The sequence below is a fragment of the Geosporobacter ferrireducens genome, from assembly GCF_001750685.1.
GTDB lineage: Bacteria > Bacillota > Clostridia > Peptostreptococcales > Thermotaleaceae > Geosporobacter > Geosporobacter ferrireducens.
Window position 1 is genome coordinate 5,747,480 of the sequence record NZ_CP017269.1, and the last position, 20,135, is coordinate 5,767,614.

A 20,135-nucleotide genomic window follows, 5' to 3' on the forward strand; every position below is an offset into this window, starting at 1 on the left:
GTAAGTGTTCTAAGGTAAGTCATATAAAGCTTAAATTTAAGACACGAAGGGATATGATAAGAATGAAATATATTTATGAATTTAATAAGGCTATTGCAGATCTGTTAGACAGTCCACTCGTTCAATCAATGGATAAACTTGAGCAGCATTCAAAAAGTGCAACTTTATTAGACCATTTGGTGTATACCTCTTATATAAGCTATATCGTATGCAAACGATTGGGCTTAAATGAGAATGCTGCAGCAAGAGGCGCATTGCTCCATGATTTTAGAATAAAAGATATTAAGTCTTTTATTTATAGCATTTTTACCCATAGTAAATTAGCACTGAAAGAAGCAAACACTCATTTTCATTTAACCGAGCTTGAACAGGATATCATAAAAAAACATATGTGGCCAGCTACACCATTTTTGTTTCCAAAGTATAAAGAATCTTTTATTGTAAGCTTGGTAGATAAGTATTGTGCAACAATGGAGTTCCTGGGACTATACAAAAAAACTAAAACTACAAGGAAATTATCCAATTTAGTTCAGGCTACAAGGGGAATTAATATTATAAATATTAAAAAAAGAATGACACCTAGTGTTGAAAAAAAGAAAGTAGCAGTTTAAAAAGAAAGATTATGAGGTTAAGGGAGTAGAAAAAGGGGAGGGGCTAAAATATCCCAATAATTGAAGAGGATGAAACAAAGCTAGCGCTAGCAATGGAAAAAATCATGCAATGGTTTGACAAAGCTTACGGTATTAAAGAAGGGGGAATAACTATGAAGGTACGCAAGGCAATCATACCAGCAGCAGGCCTAGGAACTAGATTTTTGCCAGCTACAAAGGCACAACCTAAGGAAATGCTACCAATTGTAGACAAGCCTACATTACAATATATTATTGAAGAAGCAGTAGAATCCGGTATTGAAGAAATTCTAGTTATTACAGGTCGCAACAAAAAGTCCATTGAGGACCATTTTGACAAATCTGTTGAATTGGAGTTGGAGCTGGAATCAAGGGGGAAGCATGACTTATTAGAAGAAGCTAGAAAGATATCAGATATGGTAAATATATACTATATAAGACAAAAAGAAGCTAAGGGGCTAGGTCATGCTATCTACTGCGCCAAGAGCTTTATTGGTGATGAACCATTTTCAGTTTTATTGGGAGATGATATCGTGCACAACCCTAATAACCCATGCCTAAAACAAATGATAAAAGCCTATGATGAATTTAAAGCCTCTATACTAGGAGTACAGAAAGTAGCTAGAGAAGATGTGAATAAATACGGTATTGTTGAAGGTGAACACCTAAAAGGTAGGATATATAAGGTTAAGGAATTAGTTGAAAAGCCGGCTGTAGAAGAGGCACCATCAAATGTGGCTATTCTAGGTAGATATATTATTAACCCAGCTATATTTGAAATCTTAGAGAAGACAGAGCCAGGTAATGGTGGAGAAATTCAGCTAACAGATGCACTTAAGGTCTTAGCTGAAAGAGAAGCTATGTATGCCTATAACTTTGAAGGCAGAAGATATGATGTAGGGCATAAGCAAGGTTTCCTGGAAGCCACTGTTGAGTTTGCTTTAAGACGTGAAGATCTAAGAGAAGAGTTCTTTAAGTATTTAAATAAGGTAGTTGAGAAGAAAACAGGAGTTGCTGAATTAGAAGAGCTTTCTGTATCTGTGGAGTAATGATAGAAATATTTCTGTAAGAAAAGAATTTGCCCAAACTGGTATCCTCTTCTTTTATTGTCCGCTACATGGTTGATAAAGCGAAATAGTAGAAGAGGCAGTGATACTTATTGTTAAATATTTGCGCCTAATACGGTTTTTAAAGGATTTCAAAGGGGATACGGCAGGCAAAATCCTAATCGGGATTTTGCCATATTTTCTCAAGGCAACATTTAATTCCATCCACTTTGTTCTAAAATTTTTAGGAAGCCAGATGGAGGCAGTTCAAACCGGCTCCTAGTTTTTTACAGAAACAATTACAATATATAGAAAATATGTTAAAATAGTATAAAAGCGAATGAAGGAGGCTAAATATGCAGGAATGGTTTCAAGAAAAAATAACGGATGCAAAAGTACTGGATCTCTCGATGGAGGTATATAAGAAGAAATTCAAAAGCTTAATAGGTTATCAATTTTTATTTGCCATTATAATAATTGTAATGATGATGGCTGGAGGGCTATTGATTCTTCCCATGCTGTTTTGGATAAATCTGGGCAGTATCCCTGGATTCGTATTATTCATAGTGCTGTTGATTATGGGTATAGGAACTTTGATGAGTCTAAACAATGTGGGGATTTTCCATATGACTCACAGCTATATCAACGGGGAAGATATCTCTGCTTCAGAAGCTTTGGGAAGGGCCTTTTCCAGCTTCAAGTATATCTTTCGGATCGTGGGAGCTTTAGCAATATGCCTTGTTCCTATCTTGTTCATCCTAGGATTGGCAGGTGTTACTACTACTGCAGTCACCGTCTTTCATCAGCAAATGGTCTCTGGTATATTAACTTACCTTTTATTTAATGTACTTTTTCTATCTTTTATTACAGCAATCATAGGCAGTTTTCTGTTTTACTCCCTGCATATTGCTGTATTTGATAAAGAAAAGGGCTTTGCTTCCATTAAAAGGAGTATGCAATTTGCAAAAGGAGAGGTTTTGAAAAATGCCTTTCGCGTATTGAGTATATCTATGTTTCATTGGGGTGTTAATGTATCAGTATATGCATCCATTGCAGGTGCTGTAGGATTGCTTAGCTTTTTATTTGGAAAAATCCAGGGTGGAGAATCCATTGTAACACAGATGATGCTATACAGCCAAAAAGGAAGATCCTTTATAGATTTTGTAGTGGGGATTCTTCTAAACCCTATAAGCCCCATCATATGGACGGTTTATTATATAAATATGAAGTATAAAAAAGAGGGTTTAAAAATAAACAACATGATCGAGTCCCTTGAACATAAAAAATCTGAAGAACTTCCTGAAAATTTAGATATACATTACGAATAGAGGAGAAGCACCGTGAGACATATCCTTTTTATAGAACCGGAGGCATTCAAAAAAGCGGTTGATCAAGTGATAGAAAGCCCCAAATATATACATCTGAGGTCAGAAGGAAATGTATGGGACAAAGTTTTAGAGGCAATAGGGAAATGGTTCAATAGGCCGTCCAATAGAAGCTATAAGCCTATGCCTGAAAGTCCTCCAATTTCAGGTAATATATGGTTCATCATCATAGTCATTGGTTTGCTGATACTGCTCTATTACTATATGGCTAAGACAAGGGAAGATACAGGCATTAAGAACAAAATACTTTATGGAGAGGTTATTCATGAAGATACCAGCCCTGAATACCTCTTTGAAAAGGCGATTGGCTTTGAAAAGGATGGCAACTATCGGGAAGCAGTAAGGTTATATTTTATTAGTATTTTGTTGTACATGAATGAAAAATCCTTATGTTTTTTAAATGAATCCAAGACAAATATGGAAATTATCAAAGAGCTAAGAAGAAAAGCATTTAAAGGTGTAGCAATTTTTATATGTATCGGTGATTATTTTTATTACATTTGGTATGGCAATAAAGAAGTAAATGAAGATAGACTCCTTTGGTACAAGGAAAAAGTAAACGACCTTTTTATGGAGGTTAAAAATTATGTTCAGGAATAAACGAATAATCATCTTTGCTATGCTGATTATTGCTTTTTTATTGCTCAATAACCGATACCACCTGATAGAAAAAAGTTTTGGAAAAACAAATCAAAACAATGAGTCCTTACCTCTTAATACTTCTCTAGAAGGAGTATCTATTTTTTATGATACGCTCAAACACTTAGGCTATTCGGTAAAGGTAGATGCGGGGAATCTTTTGAAAAAAAATGATGGAGATATCTATATCATTACAGAAAATAGAGCAGCTATCAGCTTTGATCTAAAAGAAGCGGAGGATTGGATCAAGGCAGGAGGAAAGTTGATTTATCTAACCCCTGCTTATGAGCAGTACACCTATGCTGATAGAGTAGAAACCCATGAAGATAAGGCCTCTTTATATGCCGTTGGCGAAGGGAAACTGCTGATTGGTGACATTGATCTAGTGACAAATAACACTCTCCTGAAAAATAGAGAAGGAGCTTATTTTGTTTTCAAATGCATAGAGTCTCTAGGTGGAGATATTTATTTTAATGAGCATTATCGGTTTTTAGGGGGACAATCACCCTCATTATATCGAAACTTGCCTATACATGTTAAATTCATATTGTTTCAGTTGATTTTGACACTTATAGGAGTAATTTTTTATTTAGGCAAGGGATTTGGAAAGCCCAAGAGAATCATCGATGAGATTGAACGGGACGAAAATGAATATCTACATGCATCGGCAAATCTTTACGAAAAGTGTGAGAGCATTGATATCGTCTATGATGCTTTCCATAGAGAGTTTGAGAACGAATTTAAGAAAACCTTTAAGCGTGCTGTCCTGCCTCAGGATTGGGTTGACCTCTGGACGGGACATGGTCTCCCTCATAAGGAAGAAGCAGCGAGGGTATTTGATCACCAAAAAGAAAACAGAAAAGCTGGGTTTAGTGTGATAAAGGATCTGGATCTGCTTACCCAAATAATGATAAAAAGGAGAGAAGAGTTTTGGGTGAAGTTAAAGCAAAAGAATTTATAAACAGCATCAAGCAAGAATTGAGAAAAGTCATTGTTGAACAGGAAGAGGTCATGGATCAGATGCTAATATGCATACTCACAAAGGGACATGGTCTTTTAGAAGGGGTTCCGGGTCTGGGAAAAACACTGCTTGTTAAATCATTGGCAAAGACCATTGGAATCGACTTTAAAAGAGTACAGTTTACTCCGGATCTGATGCCATCTGATATAACCGGTGCCCGAATTTATAATACCAAAGAAAAAGAGTTCGAATTTATTAAGGGTCCTGTATTTACTAATTTACTGTTAGGAGATGAAATCAATAGAACGCCACCAAAAACCCAGGCAGGATTGCTGGAGGCCATGGAAGAAGGACGGGTAACCATTGATGGAGAGAGCTATAAATTATCACAGCCATTTGTCGCCTTTGCCACACAGAACCCCATAGAATATGAAGGAACTTATCCACTGCCAGAAGCTCTACTAGACCGATTTCTTATGAAGATTTATATAGCATATCCTTCCATGGCAGCAGAAGTAACTGTTGTCAAAAGATACCATGAAGGATTTGATAAAACCCTTGAAAATGTCTGTATCCAGCAGGTTGGCAGCAAGGAAGATCTATTGGGCTGTCAGCAAGAAGTGGAAAAGGTTATTGTAGAAAACTCCTTGATTGAATACATGGTACAGATTATTAATAATACCAGGGAGTTCCCATTTATTGAGATAGGCAGCAGCCCTAGAGGTTCTATTGCATTGCTTCAAGCTTCTAAAGCCAATGCATTGTTAAAAGAAAGGGATTTTGTTATTCCTGAAGATATAAAAGAAATGGCCTGTCCTATTTTAAGACACCGCATCATTCTTAAACCGGAGGCTTATGTAGAAGGGGTTAAGACCGATGATGTAATCCATGAGATTTTATCCAATGTAAAGGTTCCCCGTTAAGGTTGGTGAAAGCGTGAAGATTACGAAGCTGTTTTTGATTGCATTGCTTTTAGGCATCTTGGTGATAGGCATCAGTATTTTTTTTCGCTTATTTATCGAAACATTTATTTTCTATAATATCCTTTTACTATGCCTCACTATAGCAGATTATACGATTACACCTACAAAGAAGTCTTTTGAAGTAGAAAGAATCGGGGATAGAAAGCTATCTTTACTAGAGCAGGAAAAGCTTCAGGTCAGAATATATAATAAAAGCGGCTATGAAGCATTCATAGAGGTCATGCAAGAACTACCCAGTGCTTTTGCATGTGAAGAAGAAGTGCTGAAGGATAAAATCTTGCCCTATTCTTGTAAAGCGTTTATATGGACCATAAAGCCCAATAAGAGAGGGGCCTTTATGCTGGAAGATATCTATATACGGCAGAGAGGAAGGTTAGGGCTTATCCAGAAAGATGTGCTGCTAAGGTGCGATGCAGAATATAAAGTATATCCAAGTCTAAATAATCTAAAGAAGTACCACATGATGCTCAGAAAAGAATATTTTTTAGGCAATGAGAATCATATTACAAAAAAGAAATCCGATGGAAAAGAATTTGAGAGTCTTAGAGGATATGTAAAGGGAGACGATGTAAGGAAAATAAACTGGGTGAAGAGTGCCCGGGAAAATAAACTGATGGTTAATCAGTATGAGCCTGAGAACAACAAACATATTTATATCTTATTAGATACAGGCCGGACCATGAGTTATCGGGTCAATGAATACAGCAAACTGGATTTGGCCATCAATGCATGTGTTTTTCTGTCAGACGTGGTTTGCTATAACAAGGATCGGTCTGGACTGCTGGTGTTTAATACAAAAGTAGACCGGTTTATTAAGCCTTCGAAGGGAGATTTCCACAGAAACCAGATGTTAGAAAGCCTTTATCATGTGGAGGGGACGAAGCTAACATCGAATTTTGACGAAGTCTTATTTTATCTTAGTCATCAGGAGAAGAGAAGAAGCTTGATTTGTCTGTTTACAGATATCCATACACTGCAAGAGGTATATTACATAGAAAAAGGAATTGAATACATTACGAAAAAGCACCATCTTCTTATTTTCTTGGTAAAGGATGAGAAGCTGGATGGAGCGATCCACCTAAATGTGAAGGATAAAAAAGATGTCTTTTTAAAAGGCACAGCGTATAAAATGATGGATGAACGAAAAAAAATCATAAAATCATTAAATAAAAAGGGTGTTACCTGCATTGAATGTGATAGAGAGAATATTGTATATAAAGCCGTCAATGAGTATATGAAAGCAAAGAATCGAGAAATTATGTAGTATTATTGTTTACCGGTTTGCAGATATAATAAAATGCTAACCAGCGTACATGCAGAAAATGCCAATTTTATCATAGGAGAAACATCCAGTGGGGTAAAGAATCCCTCGATTAATCCGGCAATGATTAGGAAAATAGCAGCTCCCAGCAAAAGCTTTATGCCCTCTTTCCCGTTTTTTACCACAACATCCAGCCTTTTATATTTACCAGGTATCAGTAGACCTTTACCCAAAAGCAGACCTGCACCACCTGCAATAAAAATAGCCGTTAATTCCAATATGCCATGGGGTAGAATAAGGGAAGCATATGCAACAAGATCACCATTTCCCCATACTAACCCTGTTAAAGCACCTAAGATACAACCGTTAAAAAATAAAATATATAGAGTTCCTATGCCTAAGAATATTCCAAAGACAAAGGCCTTCAAACTTACTCCAATATTGTTAATCATGATGATACTGGACATCAGAGGATAATCCCATTGCTTTGGAGTAAAACTGTAATCAATAGTTTCTAATATGCTTTTAGGGAGAAAGTATAAACTGGTGGAGGAATTCTGGATGACCATAAAAAAACTAATGAATCCACCCAATAGAAATACAAAAAAGCTTAAGTATATAGAAAAGCGATACCGATAGATTTGTTGAGGAAAACCAAAGCATATAAAATTCTTAAAATCATACCAAGGATTTTTTCTAACGGCATATAAATGATGGTGGGCGTTTCCCACTAAGTTGTTTAAATACTTTTCAAGCTTTGACCCGGGATAGTAGGTCCTTACATAGCCCAAATGATGACTGGCTGTCCTGAATAAATAAAGAAATCTATCGACTTTATCGGAACTTATACGCTGGATGTTGTTTTTATGGAATAAGTTAATGTGTTCTTCAAGTTCAATCCAATAGGCTTTGTTCATTTCGATGAATGCATTTTCTTTCAATATTATCACCTCGAAACTATTGTAACAAATTTTCTAATTAGTAAAAAGGAGGAATTTTTATGAGAAGGGTCGTTATTACCACTCCGGAAAATATAGAGGTCGCCTATAGGCCTGCGGGGCCTGGAAGCCGTGTTGTGGCAGCATTTATAGATTATTTTATCCAGGGGCTCCTATATCTGTTGATTTTGCTGCTCTTAGCAGGAATGCATGATCCTGTAGCGTATTTGGAATCACAGAGCTCCTATACGGTAGCCATTGCACTGCTCATTGTGTCATTCATCAATTATGGATATTTCACGCTACTAGAAATGACTATGGATGGAAGAACTTTTGGAAAGAAATTATTAGGACTTAAGACGATCAGGAAAAACGGCCAGCCCATAGATATTAAACATTCGCTAATAAGAAATCTCTTTAAAATATTTCTAGACAACTATATGATTGGAATTCTGATGATGCTCTTTAGAGAGGATGAATCTAGACTTGGAGATATCTTATCCTCCACGATGGTTATCGAAGAAGAAAAAGAAAACCTGCACTTTACCGATGCTATGCTCCCGGAAAATGTAAGAAAATATTTAGATGAGGAAGATATGACTTTACTGTTAACCTATATGCAAGAAAAGAATGAGGTCATGGTAGAAGGAGAAAAATTAAAGGAGAAAATACAGGCCTATTTTACAAATAAATATGAAGGTATTGACGAAGAGGGTGTTCGTTGGATAGAAAATGAGTTAAACAGATAAGGAAGCGAAGTCAATCGATATTCTAAGGCTTCTTCATTGCAGTCTGTATAGAATAAATATAACAGTTCGAGAAAATTTATTTATTTTTTCAAAAAATCGACTAAATTCCCCTTACTTCGACAATGCTTCTTGCATATAATATGTCTAGGACTTAAGAACTACATATTTAAGATTATATCGATTTAAAATCAAATTGCCGATACTAGTAAACTTATCGAAAGATAAGGACACAAAGCTATGGGCCTACGGGAGAACTCTCCTATGGTTGCCAGGCTACCGAAGCATTTTGTCTAAGAAAAAGGTTATTGTTTAGAGTACCTTATCTTTTAAGCTCTCAAGTATCTATGGCAACATAGATACTTTTTTTAATATTGCTTAATGATAAGGACAGAGGAGGGAGATTTAAGGGGATGATAATAAGAAGTAGCGATCTTAAAGAGGGGATGATACTAAAAAATGACATATTAGGAAAAAATGGAATACTGCTTATTGCCCGTAAAGCAATTTTAACAGAAAAACATATCAAAAATATAAGAAAACTAAAAATTCCTTATGTTTGTGTTTTGGAGGAGGATAGGGAAGAGCAAATTCGAAGCAAAGATTTTCAATGGGAAAAAGAATACCATAAAGCTCTTTTAGCTGTTCAGTCGGTATTTCATAATGCTCGCCTCGGAAATAAGTTAGAATTAGATAAAATCCAACAGGCTATAGAACCCTTTATTAAAGAACTCATAAAAGATAATAATATTTTATCTAAAATAAGAAAAATAAATATTTTGGATCAGTATACCTACAGCCATTCTATAAATGTAGGTGTATTGGCTATAATCACTGGAAAATGGTTAGGTTTTCCCTTAAATGAATTAAAAGAACTAACATTAGCAGGAATTTTGCATGATATTGGCAAATCTATGATACCCTTTGAAATATTAAACAAACCAGATAAGCTGACAGATGAAGAATTCAAAATGGTTAAAGCTCATGTGATCCATGGATACAATTATTTAAAAAAGACTCCAGGTATATCCGTGGATATACTTGATGGTATTCGCCAGCATCATGAACGTATGGATGGAAGCGGGTACCCTTTGAATTTAAAAGGTTTTGAAATTCACAAATATGCGAGAGTTATTGCTGTTGTAGACACCTTTGATGCCATAATCTCTAAGAGACCTTATAAATCTAGAAAATCTCCCTTTGAAGCAATAGAGATTCTGCATAATAGCCTTTTTCATGCACTAGATTCTCATATTTGCAATGTTTTCTTAGATAATATTTTTCCACTGTATATAGGTAATTCTGTCAAATTAAACTCAAATGAAGTCGGAAAGATTGTAACAATCAATAAGTATCTACCAACCAAACCCTTAGTGAAGGTAGATGATAAGTTTATTGATCTATCTAAAAACAGCAACTATGAAATTGTAGACTTGATGATTTAGATCAAAATAATTTACTTAAGGTTTATGCATTTAAACCGCCATTGCCTTTGGTACGATTCAACGTACCGTTGTAACGGCGGTTTTTATATGGGTGCTGTTTTACGCATTCAACTTATATTTGCTTGATAATCAGCTATCCATATTGGATATGTGATTTATAACAATAGGGCATAGTACAAACCGAATATTTCATACATTGTATCAGAAGGAGGGGGGTCTGATGCAAGAGTACGCAAGAACATATAAAATCGAGGGAACCACAGTTCATATCGTGGCACCGGCTCCTAAATCCAAAGAGGAAATTGACAGAATTTTAAAAGATTATCATCAGGCCGGGTGGGAGATTATCATGGAATTAATGGAGAAATCCAAAAAATCATGCAATTTTTCTAAAGCATTCATGAAATAATTCCGAAAACAATATTGTATATATTGGGAAAGGAGAGTATTTATGGATATTACTGCACAATATGGTATACAGACAACCTATACTGGAAGAAAAATTGCACTGAACAAGCATAATAATGTAAAAGAATTTTCTTTAACAGAAGATGAGAAGACTAAAAAGCAACCAGACAATATGAACAGAGATGCCTGGAAAGAACTAGCGGAAAAGTATAATATAAGGAATGCTTCATTTGATGAACTTAGTGAAATTTCTACTACACTCTACCAATCCGGTGAGATATCTTTGTTTGAGCATGCGCTATTAACTTTTGATCCTAGTAAATCTCTTCAATCAATTAAGCCGAATCTTTGCTTAACAAAAGCAAATTCTGAGGAAAAGAGAGATTGGATTACAGAATATACAACAAGGGCAGAAAGAGATTTGAAAATGGGGAATATGAAGGGTTATACGAACAATAAACAGATACAAAAGATTTTAGAACATCTGATATAGAGATTAAGATATCCATAATGTTTAATAAGAATTGTTATCAGCTTACTTAGAAAAGAATTTCTAAGCGAAGTCAGATAAATACTACAAATTGCAATAAAGAAAAAGATCTATAGCCGTGAACTATTAGATCTTTTTCTTTATCTTCCTATTATTGTATAAAAATTTCCATTGTGGTACCATTGGATTATGGCTTAATATAACTTATTTGTAAAAAGCTGATAATTGATATTATATCTTTATATATACTAGGAGATTGAGAATGAAAGTTGAGTTTAATTTTATTGAGGCTTTAATCAATTCAATTGAAAATAAATAGGTAATTTGTATATTCGTTTACCTAAAGAGGAGAGAGAATAATATGTATGATGTTATTGTAATAGGTGCCGGTCCTGCAGGAAGTAGTGCTGCTAAAGAATTAGCCAGTAATGGATATGCTGTCTTATTAGTTGAAAAGATGAAAATGCCAAGAGAAAAATCTTGTTCAGGAATTTTAATAAAAAAATCAATGGATTTAGTGCAGCATTATTTTGGAGAAGAAACGCCTAAATTTGTTCAATGCACACCGACCGACAATAGAGGCATGATATTTATAAATGACAAGGGCGAAGAATTTCGCTTCGAGCAAGAGGGTTTAAATATCTGGAGAAGTTCCTTTGACCATTGGCTTGCTGAAAAAGCACAGGAAGCAGGTGCGGAAGTACGTCAATCGACAACTGCAATTTCCTGCGAAGAAAAGGATGATTGCATAGTAGTGCAATTTAAAAATGATAAAATATATTATGAAACCGCAAAGTTTGTTATTGCCTGCGACGGAGCAGTCAGTACAATCAAGCGCAAATTATTGGGTACACCGGGAAATTATATTACTACCTATCAGACATTCAACAAGGGCACAATAGATTTGGATCCCCACTACTTTTATGCGTATTTACAGCCCCGGCTTTCTGAATATGACGCATGGTTCAACGTAAAAGACGATGATTTAATCTTCGGTGTTGCAGTGAAGGATACAAGCCGCCTTGAACACTATCATTCTGAATTTATATCCTATATGTACACACAGCACAATGTGAAAATTGAGAAGCAGGTAAAATCCGAACAATGGATTATGCCGCACATCATGCCCGGATGCCCGGTTGATTTTTGCAAGGGCAGAGTTTTATTCGCTGGTGAAACGGCAGGTTTTCTGAATCCCATGGGCGAGGGCATTTCCAGTGGACTAGAAAGTGGACATGCCGCAGCTCAGGCCATTATGCAAACTTCTAGAAAAAGTCATATGCCGGATGAACACGCCCTGCTCAGCGCTTATCGAGAGAATACGGCAGAATTGAGAACTTATATGTTAAGGCAATGGCGCTTCGTTGCAAGCATTGCCTCTACTTTTTCGCATATGAAATAGCGCTCTTTAGTGTTATATATCGGGAGAACACTGTTCTCCCTTGCGGTAATGGTAAGACAACACTTTGTATATGAGTATATTATCTCCGGAAATTTTTTTAAAAAAGGGTTGTAGTATAAAAACACATTGGTATACTGAATATAACGGCGCCGTAAATAAAACGAAAAAGGAGATTTATTTATGGAACAATTTACTGTAAAACCAATCGGAAAAGTCTGTGTAGATGACAATGGCACACGCCTGGAATTAGACAAAGAGTATATCCCTGCTCTTACTAATCTTGAAGGGTTCGGCTATATCAATGTTCTCTGGTGGTTTGACCAATGCGACCAATCAGACGCTCGCTCAAAACTAATTGAAAAAAGCCCGTATAAAAATTCCCCGGAGATGTTAGGAACTTTTGCAACACGTTCTCCTGAGCGCCCAAACCCTATCGCTCTAAGCTGCAGCTATGTCACTTATATCGATTCTCAAAACGGCATCATTGGCTTAGCCTATATTGATGCCGAGAACGGAACCCCTGTTCTAGACATCAAACCTTACACACCCAGCCTTGATAGGGTAGAGCATCCATCCGTACCGGAATGGTGTTCCCATTGGCCTAAAAATGTGGAGGATTCTGGAGACTTTGACTGGAGTGCAGTCTTTAACTTCTAGTGCTTAGTGTAAAATCCGCTTAAATTTATTTAAAAAGTCCGGTTTGATTTTCCAAAACCGGACTTTCTGATGCGTTGCATAGGTTTGTATCCGCAATTCAATTACTTATATTAGCGAAATCGGAGGTAGGGATATAGATGAAAATATACTATAATGCCAGTCTATGGGCCAAAGAAAAAGGCCTTTGCGGAGTACCCCAAAGAGTAAACTGGCAATTTAAATACGCAGGGACCAGGCACTGCATTCCTGTGATCTATCGCTTTTCAAAGGGCATCGTTTTCGATGTCATCACCTTTTTGGATGAAGTAAAGCTCCGTGAATTTTTTGAAAAGTATGAAGCCATCGGGGAAACACTGACTCCATTGCAGCAGCGTTGTGCAGAGCAGGAACATCCTTATCGGGCTATGTCAATCAAAGAAATATGGATAAATGGGAAACGAACAGAAGGCGGATATTCTTCCAGCAGTGCTGTCAGCATACCCTGGGCACGGCAGGACGATAGGCTGGCCCTTGTGCAAAACGCATATTCCTCCATTCTAAAGGATACGGCCTGTTTTGCTTGCCAGCGTTTTTGCGTGCCGTATTCTGAAACAGACTCCAAAATGCAAAAATTACTGCGTTTTTTCCGGCTTAACAGAATAAACAGTGTAAAACTGTCTACGTGTCCTGTACAATGGTTTTCTCCTTTAGATATTCATTTTGAAATGTCCGGCAAGGGAGAGCGAAAAGAGGTTTGCTTTGTACACCCTAAAACCGGAGTTACGCATACATTGTACTTCCAAAATGCAGAGCTTGTAGAAATGTCAATGGACAGGGACGGAAAACACAGCCTTTACACGATGCAGGCCATGTATGAAATAGAGCCTGCTTTACCTCAGGGAGACTCCTTGCAGTTTAATAGCAGCATTCAATACACAGCGTCTTCAGAAGATAGGTTTAGCCTTACAGAAGCCTCTTCAATTGGTATCATTGGCGGAGCATGCGGCGCCACAGCCATTTTTGCTACAGCAAAGAATAAAGAAGCAACGGTTCCCCAGGGTTTACATGGATTACCCTTATATAGCTGTTTCTCTGTTCCAGGTTTTCATAAGAAAGAAACCTTGCATTTTATTCTTGAAGGTATCAATATAAAAGACTGTGACAGCAAGGAGTATAGCTTTCAGTAGCCGGTTGCCAGCCCTTGGTTCAACTCGTTTTCATCATTTATCAAAAAGCGATTGGAAAGCTGTTTTATAATATAAACAAATGGGAGGATAAGTATATGGTACAAAAACTGGGAAAAGCAATTATCTTTATTGTTTCTTTGTTTTTAGGCGGCAGCACAATCATGTTTGTTGGATTTTATAAAGGACATGATATAGCAGTAAGTTTATCGAGGCCGGCTGGTGCAACGGGATGGACAACATCACAGGAACTTATTTTTAGTTGTACCTATATTCCGGTAATAATGGGAGCATCTTTAATATTATTATCAATTTTATTTTCCACAGTTTTATTTATGAAATGGATTAATAAGACCAATCATTGATAACCGTAATAGAAAAGTACCCTATTTTTCGAAAGGGGTACTTTTTTCCTGTTTATAATTCTATTATTAATAGGTAGATAGAACTAATTACACTATTTGGCGAGATTCTCTCTTTACATAAAACGACAATATTTGCTAATATAAATTTAACTCAAACTTGGGAGGTTGTCATAAGATGAGATTAATCAAAACATACCTCAATAAATGGTTATTTGAAAAGGTAGTTCCGATAGAGAAGCTTTCTTTATATCTACTAGCCGGCAATATTAGAAGAACTTCCTTTAATAGATAAAGATTCCCCTCCTCAATATCCCTAATGCTAGGGATATTCTTTTATAAAAAGGCAATCAATAAGTTGATAACCTATTGAAGGGAATGAAATCTCTTTAATAGATATACTTGGTACAGAAACAGATGAGGTTCTTGAAGAAGTAGAACTAAAGATTCAAGTAAAGAAGCTCTATCAAAAAATGGCTAAAGTACTGAGAAGCAGAGAGCGAACGGTTATCGAACTACGATACGGTTTAGCAAACGGAGCCAGTAAGACACAAAGAGAGATTGCAAAGCTATTGGGAATTTCGCGTTCCTACGTATCCCGAATCGAAAAAAGAGCCATCAAAAAATTGAGTAAAGCTTTCAACTGCAATACAGAACCCATTATAGAGGATGATGAATAAAGCCTTATTAAAAATCTTCTAAGATGTCCTCCTTACCTAATAAAGAGATTGATTTTTACATATCTTTCTCCTTCAAAACTATGATATAATTTAGCTGTATACTTCAAAAAGGGGGAAGCAAAGATGTTATTCAAATGGAAAGATGCCTACAGCTGTAATGTGGAGGCAATCGACCAACAGCACAAAAAACTGTTTGAATTAGGATCAAAACTATATAGTATTGTATCTTTAAAGGACGGAGCAGATCACTATGACGAAATCATGGACGTACTTGTAGAGTTAAAAGATTACACCATCTATCATTTCGACTATGAGGAAGCACTTTTAGAAAAGCATGGATTCCAAGGCCTGCAAGATCATCTTAAGGAACACAACAGCTTCATAGACAAAATCGTAGAGCTGGAAAATGAGGATATTGATGAAAAACAGAGTAAAATTACAATGGATATCATCATTTTTATATCTAACTGGATTGAACAACATATTCTAAAAAGTGATATGCAGTATAAAGCATTTTTAAATGACAAAGGAGTTCACTAAGCCTAAAAAGCAGCAAATGAAGAAGGGCGTACATCTCATTTGCTGCTTTTTTCTATCTCCAATTGGGGTATACTATAGATATCATTCTCAATTAATGATCCCAAAAAGGAGGTAAGTCAATTGAAAATCAATGGAATCAGAGAAATATCCTATCAAGGCAAATCCATAGATGTAAACCTGGGGGTTGCTTTTGATGATGAAACCATGATCCGGTGGAACCTGGTAGATCCAACGGTACAGATCGTATATACAACCCAGGGACAAATCGAAATGGATTATATGGAATTGATAGACCAAGGACTGATCGTACATAGCTTCGAATTGAGCGAAGAAGAAATCAAGCAGATTAATGAATATGTAAATGAGCATCATATAGAAGACAAGATACTAAAACAACTTAGCTAAAAATATATGTTTTATGGGCAGACCTTGTGTTTGCCTGCTTTATTATTCGACAAATCTTTTTGGATATTGCCGTAAGATGTTGAAATAACACTATTTCCACGGCAATATCTAAAAGGATTTAAAAATATATACTTCCCATGCTGATTCTGGGTTATAATGGTAAATAGAATCGTAAAAATATTGAGGTGAAAAAATGCTGTCACGGTTAACCCCAAAACATTATGCAGAATCCGTATTCCAAGTGGATGTAAAGCTGTTGCAAGCAAAGCAAATACAAGGCTTAATTATCGACATTGACAATACCCTTGTAGAATGGGACAAAAAATACGCCAGTGATGCTGTAAAGGCTTGGCTGCAGAAACTTCAGGAAATAGGCTTCTCCATTTGTCTTGTATCAAATAACACAGAAGATCGTGTGGTTGTTTTTAATGAAGCGTTAAAACTGCCAGCCATCCACAGAGCAAGAAAACCGCGCAGGGATCCCTTTCGAAAAGCTATGAAAATAATGGGCACCACTCCTGAAACCACAGCGGTCATTGGAGATCAGCTTTTCACAGATGTACTGGGTGGAAATCGATTAGGACTTTTTACTGTACTGGTCGTCCCACTTGAAGGCAGAGAATTTTGGTGGACTACCCTGGTGCGCAAGGTAGAACGCCACGTCTTAAAAGCAGTTCTAGAAAATTATCATAGCAATAAATAGAATTATAGGAACGATCAGTGATCGTTCCTATAATTTAGAATGAATATGCAAATTTGTGATTTTACACTGTAGTATTTCACAGTTTTTTCATTTTAAAGCATAAAAACAAATATAGCGTATTGGCTCTATTGCCGCTGTTACTGCTCCCTGCGGTGGGAATTTTGATGTTCCTGTTCATAACAATGAGCTAATAGGCTTGATTACCAACTTTTATGTATACCCGGTGCTGAAAAAGTACATGCTGGACATGCTGCTTGATATGAGCTAAGGAAAGCCGGATAACGGACTTTTTCTATGAAAGAATTGTATTTCATATGGCAGTCCTTTATATTAGTATGGGAAATAGATAATAGCCTATATTAATAAAACCTTAAGGTTTTCATAAAAAAATTATTATGATATAAATTTTTGTTTTGTAGTACTATATTCAGAAAAGCATTTGAAAATTTGCAAGAAAAGAAGTAACTTTGTGTCTATAAAATGTAAATATATGTATGAATCAACATAACTTTGTGTCCATAAAATAGAAATTTATGAATCAAACTACATAACTTTACTTTGGGCCCCAAATTCAGAAATAATATCCTCAAAAAACATAGTTGTGTCGCAAAACAACAGAAGTAGATGTCCTTGGACAATTAAATGGTAAAACAAATGAGAATAAATATCAATAAAATCAACTATTCCCTAAATACACATTTAAAAACTAGTTGCTTTTTACTTAAAGGGCTCTCGAACAACCAAATTCCTGCCTATATTCCAGCCTTTATTACTATGATTAACTATTACTTTGATATACTCTAATAAATGGAATTTAGATATTTAATAAAATTATTGATACATGAATTAATAACAGATTAATAAAGATTTGTGCTATAAATTTTGTCGTCAATTCATTTTTGAATTCATTGATAAGATTTTTCAACTATCTATAATTGTTATCATTACTGTATTTTCAACTGTTTTTTCATAATCGTCTTAAATGATAATACATATCGTTTATATGTATCAATATAAAATATTCTATTTTAGGATTATATCTTGAGTTTATATCCCTTATCTTCTTAGTAAATATTTACATTATAAGATCACTTTATCGATAAATAAAGAAAGATGTTCGATTAAATTATATTCTTTGTAATCAGTTCTCACAAATGGTCTTAGAGGAAAAGCTGTATTTTGCCGAATCACGACCCCTTCTTCTCCATTATTGAGCTTTATAGGCAGTCCTACCGGATATAGGTATACTGATTTTCTAAATGCTTCATATACCTGATGATCAAATTTTATATTTACTAATGCCTGGATATTTTCATAGCACTCTGAGGGTACCAGACCATCTATACTTACCAGACTTTCATAATAGTCACACAAACTTAAGATTTTAATTAAATCCGTTTGATGTTCATTCCGCAGTTTTTGGGGGCCACCTCCATCTATAGTTTCATGATGGAAACGCACCAGACTATATAGCATTGGAGAATTTGCTTTATTTTTAAGGAATGTATATCCCTTTTGTTCATGTCCCTCATTTGAATCGTTCTTTATTAGTTTACCTATATCGTGAAACAGAGCTGCTTTTCCCAGCATCTCTATCTTGTCCATACTTAAACCAAATTTCATTCCTGTAACCAGTACCAGCAGACATAGATTCAAGGAATGTTGTGCGAGGTCAAATCCTTTTGTTTTTTGTCCTACAGCAATAGATACAGGTTCATTATTAATAGATGGAATTATTTCTTGCCGTAGTATTTTCCCTATCTCAAATTCATCACAAAAAGATTCCTTTGAAATTTTTTCATAGACTAAATTTAATCGCTTTAAGATTACACCTCGTTGCTCATCCGATACTGTTTCTTTTAATTCTACATCCGTGTTTTTATCCTCTATGTATAGGGCATTCATACCAAAACTCTGCAGCCGTTGTATTACTTTGCCCGTAATCTCTATTTGTCCGTTAACAAGCTTTCTTCCATCAATCGTGCTGATACTTGATCCTAAACGCTTTCCAATTATGTTGTCATCTATTTTTGCAAGCCGCATCTTGATTCCTCCGTTGTGTTAATCTAGAGCATTAAAAAAGCATCTATCACAGAGTATAGATGCTATAAATGCCAAATTACTGAGGATCTCAAAGTAAATTCTTCGCCAATTTTGATTATAATTTGCGAAATGTCGAACCCGGCAACTTGGCGATCATAGAAATTATACTCCTTAGACCCATAGCTTTGCGTCCTTACCTTTCGATAAGTTTGCCTTTTTCTTTTATATATAGATATATTACCAGACATAGGGTATTACATCAACATATATCGACATTTTAATCGCTGTGAACTATATTTTTGTTATGATAATTCCATGTTTCGGAGAAATTATTTTCTAAATGCCAACACACAATTATGTAACTTCATTTAACTCTTCGACCTTCATTTCCAGTTTCTCACTTAAAAAAGTGGAGCCTAGTATAAGCATGCCGCCAATTAATTGAATAAAACCCATGCTCTCTCCTAGGAATATCGCTGCAATTATGACCGCTGAAATTGGATCAATATAGCTTAACACAGCTATGGTTTGTCCCTTTAATTCCTTGATTGATGTAAAATATAAAAAGTATGCAATTCCAGTATGAATAATGCCTAATATAAGGATAAAGATAATGGAAACTAGATTTAGATCAGAGAAATTCATACGATCTTTAACAAAAACATATGGCAAAAGCACTAGAACGGCTATTACTAATTGAACGAATGTAGTTTCAAATCCAGACAGATTTTTTATAAACTTGTTCATTAAAATGACACTGGCATATAAGGTTGCCGCTAAAAGGCCATATAGTATGCCTACTGTGTGATTATATGAGTTGCCTGCGCCACTGTCACCAACATTAACTACCAGAAATAATCCAATCATAGCAGTAAGGATACAGCCTACCTTGGCGGGGGTTAGTTTTTCTTTAAGTACAAAAGGGGTTAAAATAATTACAAATATAGGAGCAAAGTAATAGCTTAAGGTAGCATTGGATACCGTAGTATATTTATAGGATTGAAATAAAAAAATCCAATTAAAGCCAATTGCAGTGCCAGACAAGATTAAAAGGGTAATATTTTCTTTTATTGATTTAAAAGAAGGCTTTTGCTTAACAAAAAAACTGGCGCAGCCTAAGAATAGACTTCCGATTATTCCTCTCAGAAACGCAATCTCACTTGAAGATAGATGAATTCTCTTTACAAAAGCCCCTATGCTTCCAAAAATCAGCATAGCAGTAATAATTTTTAATTTTCCTTTCATGTCT

22 protein-coding genes and 2 riboswitches are annotated in these 20,135 nt (G+C 35.6%); of the genes, 19 read left to right on the forward strand and 3 right to left on the reverse strand.

Annotated features, from left to right (window positions below; all coding sequences use genetic code 11):
• Positions 1–62: 62 nt before the first annotated feature.
• The 7 genes from Gferi_RS27020 (at position 63) to Gferi_RS27055 (ending at position 6,907) form a co-directional block, all read left to right on the forward strand.
• Positions 63–611, forward strand: coding sequence for an HD domain-containing protein (locus Gferi_RS27020; RefSeq protein WP_069981194.1), 549 nt, complete (start codon positions 63–65; stop codon positions 609–611).
• Positions 612–763: 152 nt separating this feature from the next.
• Positions 764–1,678: a UTP--glucose-1-phosphate uridylyltransferase GalU gene (gene galU / locus Gferi_RS27025; protein WP_069981195.1), complete on the forward strand. Its 915-nt coding sequence runs from the start codon at positions 764–766 to the stop codon at positions 1,676–1,678.
• Between the two features lie 353 nt (positions 1,679–2,031).
• The gene (locus Gferi_RS27035; protein ID WP_069981197.1) at positions 2,032–3,003 is read left to right on the forward strand and encodes a hypothetical protein; all 972 of its coding nucleotides are present in this window, start codon (positions 2,032–2,034) and stop codon (positions 3,001–3,003) included.
• Positions 3,004–3,015: 12 nt separating this feature from the next.
• Entirely contained in the window at positions 3,016–3,660 is a 645-nt protein-coding gene (locus tag Gferi_RS27040; RefSeq protein WP_069981198.1) for a hypothetical protein, read from the forward strand.
• Positions 3,647–4,660 (forward strand): hypothetical protein, encoded by a 1,014-nt coding sequence (locus Gferi_RS27045; RefSeq protein ID WP_069981199.1) that lies wholly within the window; start codon positions 3,647–3,649, stop codon positions 4,658–4,660. Before Gferi_RS27040 ends, Gferi_RS27045 begins: the two co-directional genes overlap by 14 nt.
• On the forward strand, positions 4,630–5,583 hold the full coding sequence (locus tag Gferi_RS27050; protein ID WP_069981200.1) for an AAA family ATPase: 954 nt from the start codon (positions 4,630–4,632) through the stop codon (positions 5,581–5,583). The genes Gferi_RS27045 and Gferi_RS27050 overlap by 31 nt, the downstream gene beginning before the upstream one ends.
• Positions 5,584–5,596: 13 nt before the next feature.
• Complete coding sequence (locus tag Gferi_RS27055) at positions 5,597–6,907, forward strand: DUF58 domain-containing protein (RefSeq protein WP_069981201.1); 1,311 nt, start codon at positions 5,597–5,599, stop codon at positions 6,905–6,907.
• Between the two features lie 2 nt (positions 6,908–6,909).
• Here the strand turns inward: Gferi_RS27055 and Gferi_RS27060 are convergent, their stop codons facing one another.
• Positions 6,910–7,845, reverse strand: a complete 936-nt coding sequence (locus Gferi_RS27060; RefSeq protein ID WP_069981202.1) for a stage II sporulation protein M — start codon at positions 7,843–7,845, stop codon at positions 6,910–6,912.
• A 59-nt stretch (positions 7,846–7,904) separates the two neighbouring features.
• Between Gferi_RS27060 and Gferi_RS27065 the strand changes: the two genes are divergently transcribed.
• The 12 genes from Gferi_RS27065 (at position 7,905) to Gferi_RS27120 (ending at position 16,843) form a co-directional block, all read left to right on the forward strand.
• Complete coding sequence (locus tag Gferi_RS27065) at positions 7,905–8,591, forward strand: RDD family protein (protein WP_069981203.1); 687 nt, start codon at positions 7,905–7,907, stop codon at positions 8,589–8,591.
• A gap of 194 nt (positions 8,592–8,785) precedes the next feature.
• Positions 8,786–8,872: riboswitch (cyclic di-GMP riboswitch) on the forward strand.
• 129 nt (positions 8,873–9,001) lie between these two features.
• On the forward strand, positions 9,002–10,033 hold the full coding sequence (locus Gferi_RS27070) for an HD-GYP domain-containing protein (protein WP_069981204.1): 1,032 nt from the start codon (positions 9,002–9,004) through the stop codon (positions 10,031–10,033).
• Positions 10,034–10,253: 220 nt separating this feature from the next.
• On the forward strand, positions 10,254–10,442 hold the full coding sequence (locus Gferi_RS27075; protein ID WP_069981205.1) for a hypothetical protein: 189 nt from the start codon (positions 10,254–10,256) through the stop codon (positions 10,440–10,442).
• Positions 10,443–10,484: 42 nt separating this feature from the next.
• Positions 10,485–10,934, forward strand: a complete 450-nt coding sequence (locus Gferi_RS27080; protein WP_069981206.1) for a hypothetical protein — start codon at positions 10,485–10,487, stop codon at positions 10,932–10,934.
• Positions 10,935–11,292: 358 nt separating this feature from the next.
• A complete protein-coding gene (locus Gferi_RS27085) occupies positions 11,293–12,333 on the forward strand; it encodes an NAD(P)/FAD-dependent oxidoreductase (protein ID WP_069981207.1) in 1,041 nt (346 codons plus the stop codon).
• A 180-nt stretch (positions 12,334–12,513) separates the two neighbouring features.
• Positions 12,514–12,990 carry an SAM-dependent methyltransferase gene (locus Gferi_RS27090; protein ID WP_069981208.1) on the forward strand — a complete coding sequence of 159 codons (477 nt, stop codon included), beginning with the start codon at positions 12,514–12,516 and terminating at the stop codon, positions 12,988–12,990.
• Between the two features lie 137 nt (positions 12,991–13,127).
• Positions 13,128–14,156, forward strand: coding sequence for a Na+-transporting methylmalonyl-CoA/oxaloacetate decarboxylase subunit beta (locus tag Gferi_RS27095; protein ID WP_069981209.1), 1,029 nt, complete (start codon positions 13,128–13,130; stop codon positions 14,154–14,156).
• A gap of 95 nt (positions 14,157–14,251) precedes the next feature.
• A complete protein-coding gene (locus tag Gferi_RS27100; protein ID WP_069981210.1) occupies positions 14,252–14,518 on the forward strand; it encodes a hypothetical protein in 267 nt (88 codons plus the stop codon).
• Between the two features lie 443 nt (positions 14,519–14,961).
• Positions 14,962–15,195: a sigma-70 family RNA polymerase sigma factor gene (locus tag Gferi_RS27105; RefSeq protein ID WP_236932777.1), complete on the forward strand. Its 234-nt coding sequence runs from the start codon at positions 14,962–14,964 to the stop codon at positions 15,193–15,195.
• A gap of 123 nt (positions 15,196–15,318) precedes the next feature.
• The gene (locus Gferi_RS27110) at positions 15,319–15,735 is read left to right on the forward strand and encodes a bacteriohemerythrin (RefSeq protein WP_069981211.1); all 417 of its coding nucleotides are present in this window, start codon (positions 15,319–15,321) and stop codon (positions 15,733–15,735) included.
• A 120-nt stretch (positions 15,736–15,855) separates the two neighbouring features.
• Positions 15,856–16,140 (forward strand): hypothetical protein, encoded by a 285-nt coding sequence (locus Gferi_RS27115; protein WP_069981212.1) that lies wholly within the window; start codon positions 15,856–15,858, stop codon positions 16,138–16,140.
• 193 nt (positions 16,141–16,333) lie between these two features.
• Positions 16,334–16,843 carry a YqeG family HAD IIIA-type phosphatase gene (locus tag Gferi_RS27120; RefSeq protein ID WP_069981213.1) on the forward strand — a complete coding sequence of 170 codons (510 nt, stop codon included), beginning with the start codon at positions 16,334–16,336 and terminating at the stop codon, positions 16,841–16,843.
• A gap of 1,080 nt (positions 16,844–17,923) precedes the next feature.
• On the opposite strand, the gene Gferi_RS27125 is transcribed toward Gferi_RS27120, so the two are convergent.
• Entirely contained in the window at positions 17,924–18,886 is a 963-nt protein-coding gene (locus tag Gferi_RS27125) for an HD-GYP domain-containing protein (protein ID WP_069981214.1), read from the reverse strand.
• A 137-nt stretch (positions 18,887–19,023) separates the two neighbouring features.
• Positions 19,024–19,110: riboswitch (cyclic di-GMP riboswitch) on the reverse strand.
• A 130-nt stretch (positions 19,111–19,240) separates the two neighbouring features.
• Positions 19,241–20,131 carry a DMT family transporter gene (locus tag Gferi_RS27130; protein WP_069981215.1) on the reverse strand — a complete coding sequence of 297 codons (891 nt, stop codon included), beginning with the start codon at positions 20,129–20,131 and terminating at the stop codon, positions 19,241–19,243.
• Positions 20,132–20,135 lie beyond the last annotated feature (4 nt).

Excerpts from the sequence above, each read along its gene's own strand:
- Gferi_RS27085 (WP_069981207.1), top strand. The coding sequence starts at position 11,293 with ATGTATGATGTTATTGTAATAGGTGCCGGTCCTGCAGGAAGTAGTGCT.
- Gferi_RS27090 (WP_069981208.1), top strand. The coding sequence starts at position 12,514 with ATGGAACAATTTACTGTAAAACCAATCGGAAAAGTCTGTGTAGATGAC.
- Gferi_RS27070 (WP_069981204.1), top strand. The coding sequence starts at position 9,002 with ATGATAATAAGAAGTAGCGATCTTAAAGAGGGGATGATACTAAAAAAT.
- Gferi_RS27065 (WP_069981203.1), top strand. The coding sequence starts at position 7,905 with ATGAGAAGGGTCGTTATTACCACTCCGGAAAATATAGAGGTCGCCTAT.
- Gferi_RS27120 (WP_069981213.1), top strand. The coding sequence starts at position 16,334 with ATGCTGTCACGGTTAACCCCAAAACATTATGCAGAATCCGTATTCCAA.
- Gferi_RS27100 (WP_069981210.1), top strand. The coding sequence starts at position 14,252 with ATGGTACAAAAACTGGGAAAAGCAATTATCTTTATTGTTTCTTTGTTT.
- Gferi_RS27075 (WP_069981205.1), top strand. The coding sequence starts at position 10,254 with ATGCAAGAGTACGCAAGAACATATAAAATCGAGGGAACCACAGTTCAT.
- Gferi_RS27095 (WP_069981209.1), top strand. The coding sequence starts at position 13,128 with ATGAAAATATACTATAATGCCAGTCTATGGGCCAAAGAAAAAGGCCTT.
- Gferi_RS27080 (WP_069981206.1), top strand. The coding sequence starts at position 10,485 with ATGGATATTACTGCACAATATGGTATACAGACAACCTATACTGGAAGA.
- Gferi_RS27130 (WP_069981215.1), bottom strand. The coding sequence starts at position 20,131 with ATGAAAGGAAAATTAAAAATTATTACTGCTATGCTGATTTTTGGAAGC.
- Gferi_RS27125 (WP_069981214.1), bottom strand. The coding sequence starts at position 18,886 with ATGCGGCTTGCAAAAATAGATGACAACATAATTGGAAAGCGTTTAGGA.
- Gferi_RS27110 (WP_069981211.1), top strand. The coding sequence starts at position 15,319 with ATGTTATTCAAATGGAAAGATGCCTACAGCTGTAATGTGGAGGCAATC.
- Gferi_RS27045 (WP_069981199.1), top strand. The coding sequence starts at position 3,647 with ATGTTCAGGAATAAACGAATAATCATCTTTGCTATGCTGATTATTGCT.
- galU (WP_069981195.1), top strand. The coding sequence starts at position 764 with ATGAAGGTACGCAAGGCAATCATACCAGCAGCAGGCCTAGGAACTAGA.
- Gferi_RS27020 (WP_069981194.1), top strand. The coding sequence starts at position 63 with ATGAAATATATTTATGAATTTAATAAGGCTATTGCAGATCTGTTAGAC.
- Gferi_RS27035 (WP_069981197.1), top strand. The coding sequence starts at position 2,032 with ATGCAGGAATGGTTTCAAGAAAAAATAACGGATGCAAAAGTACTGGAT.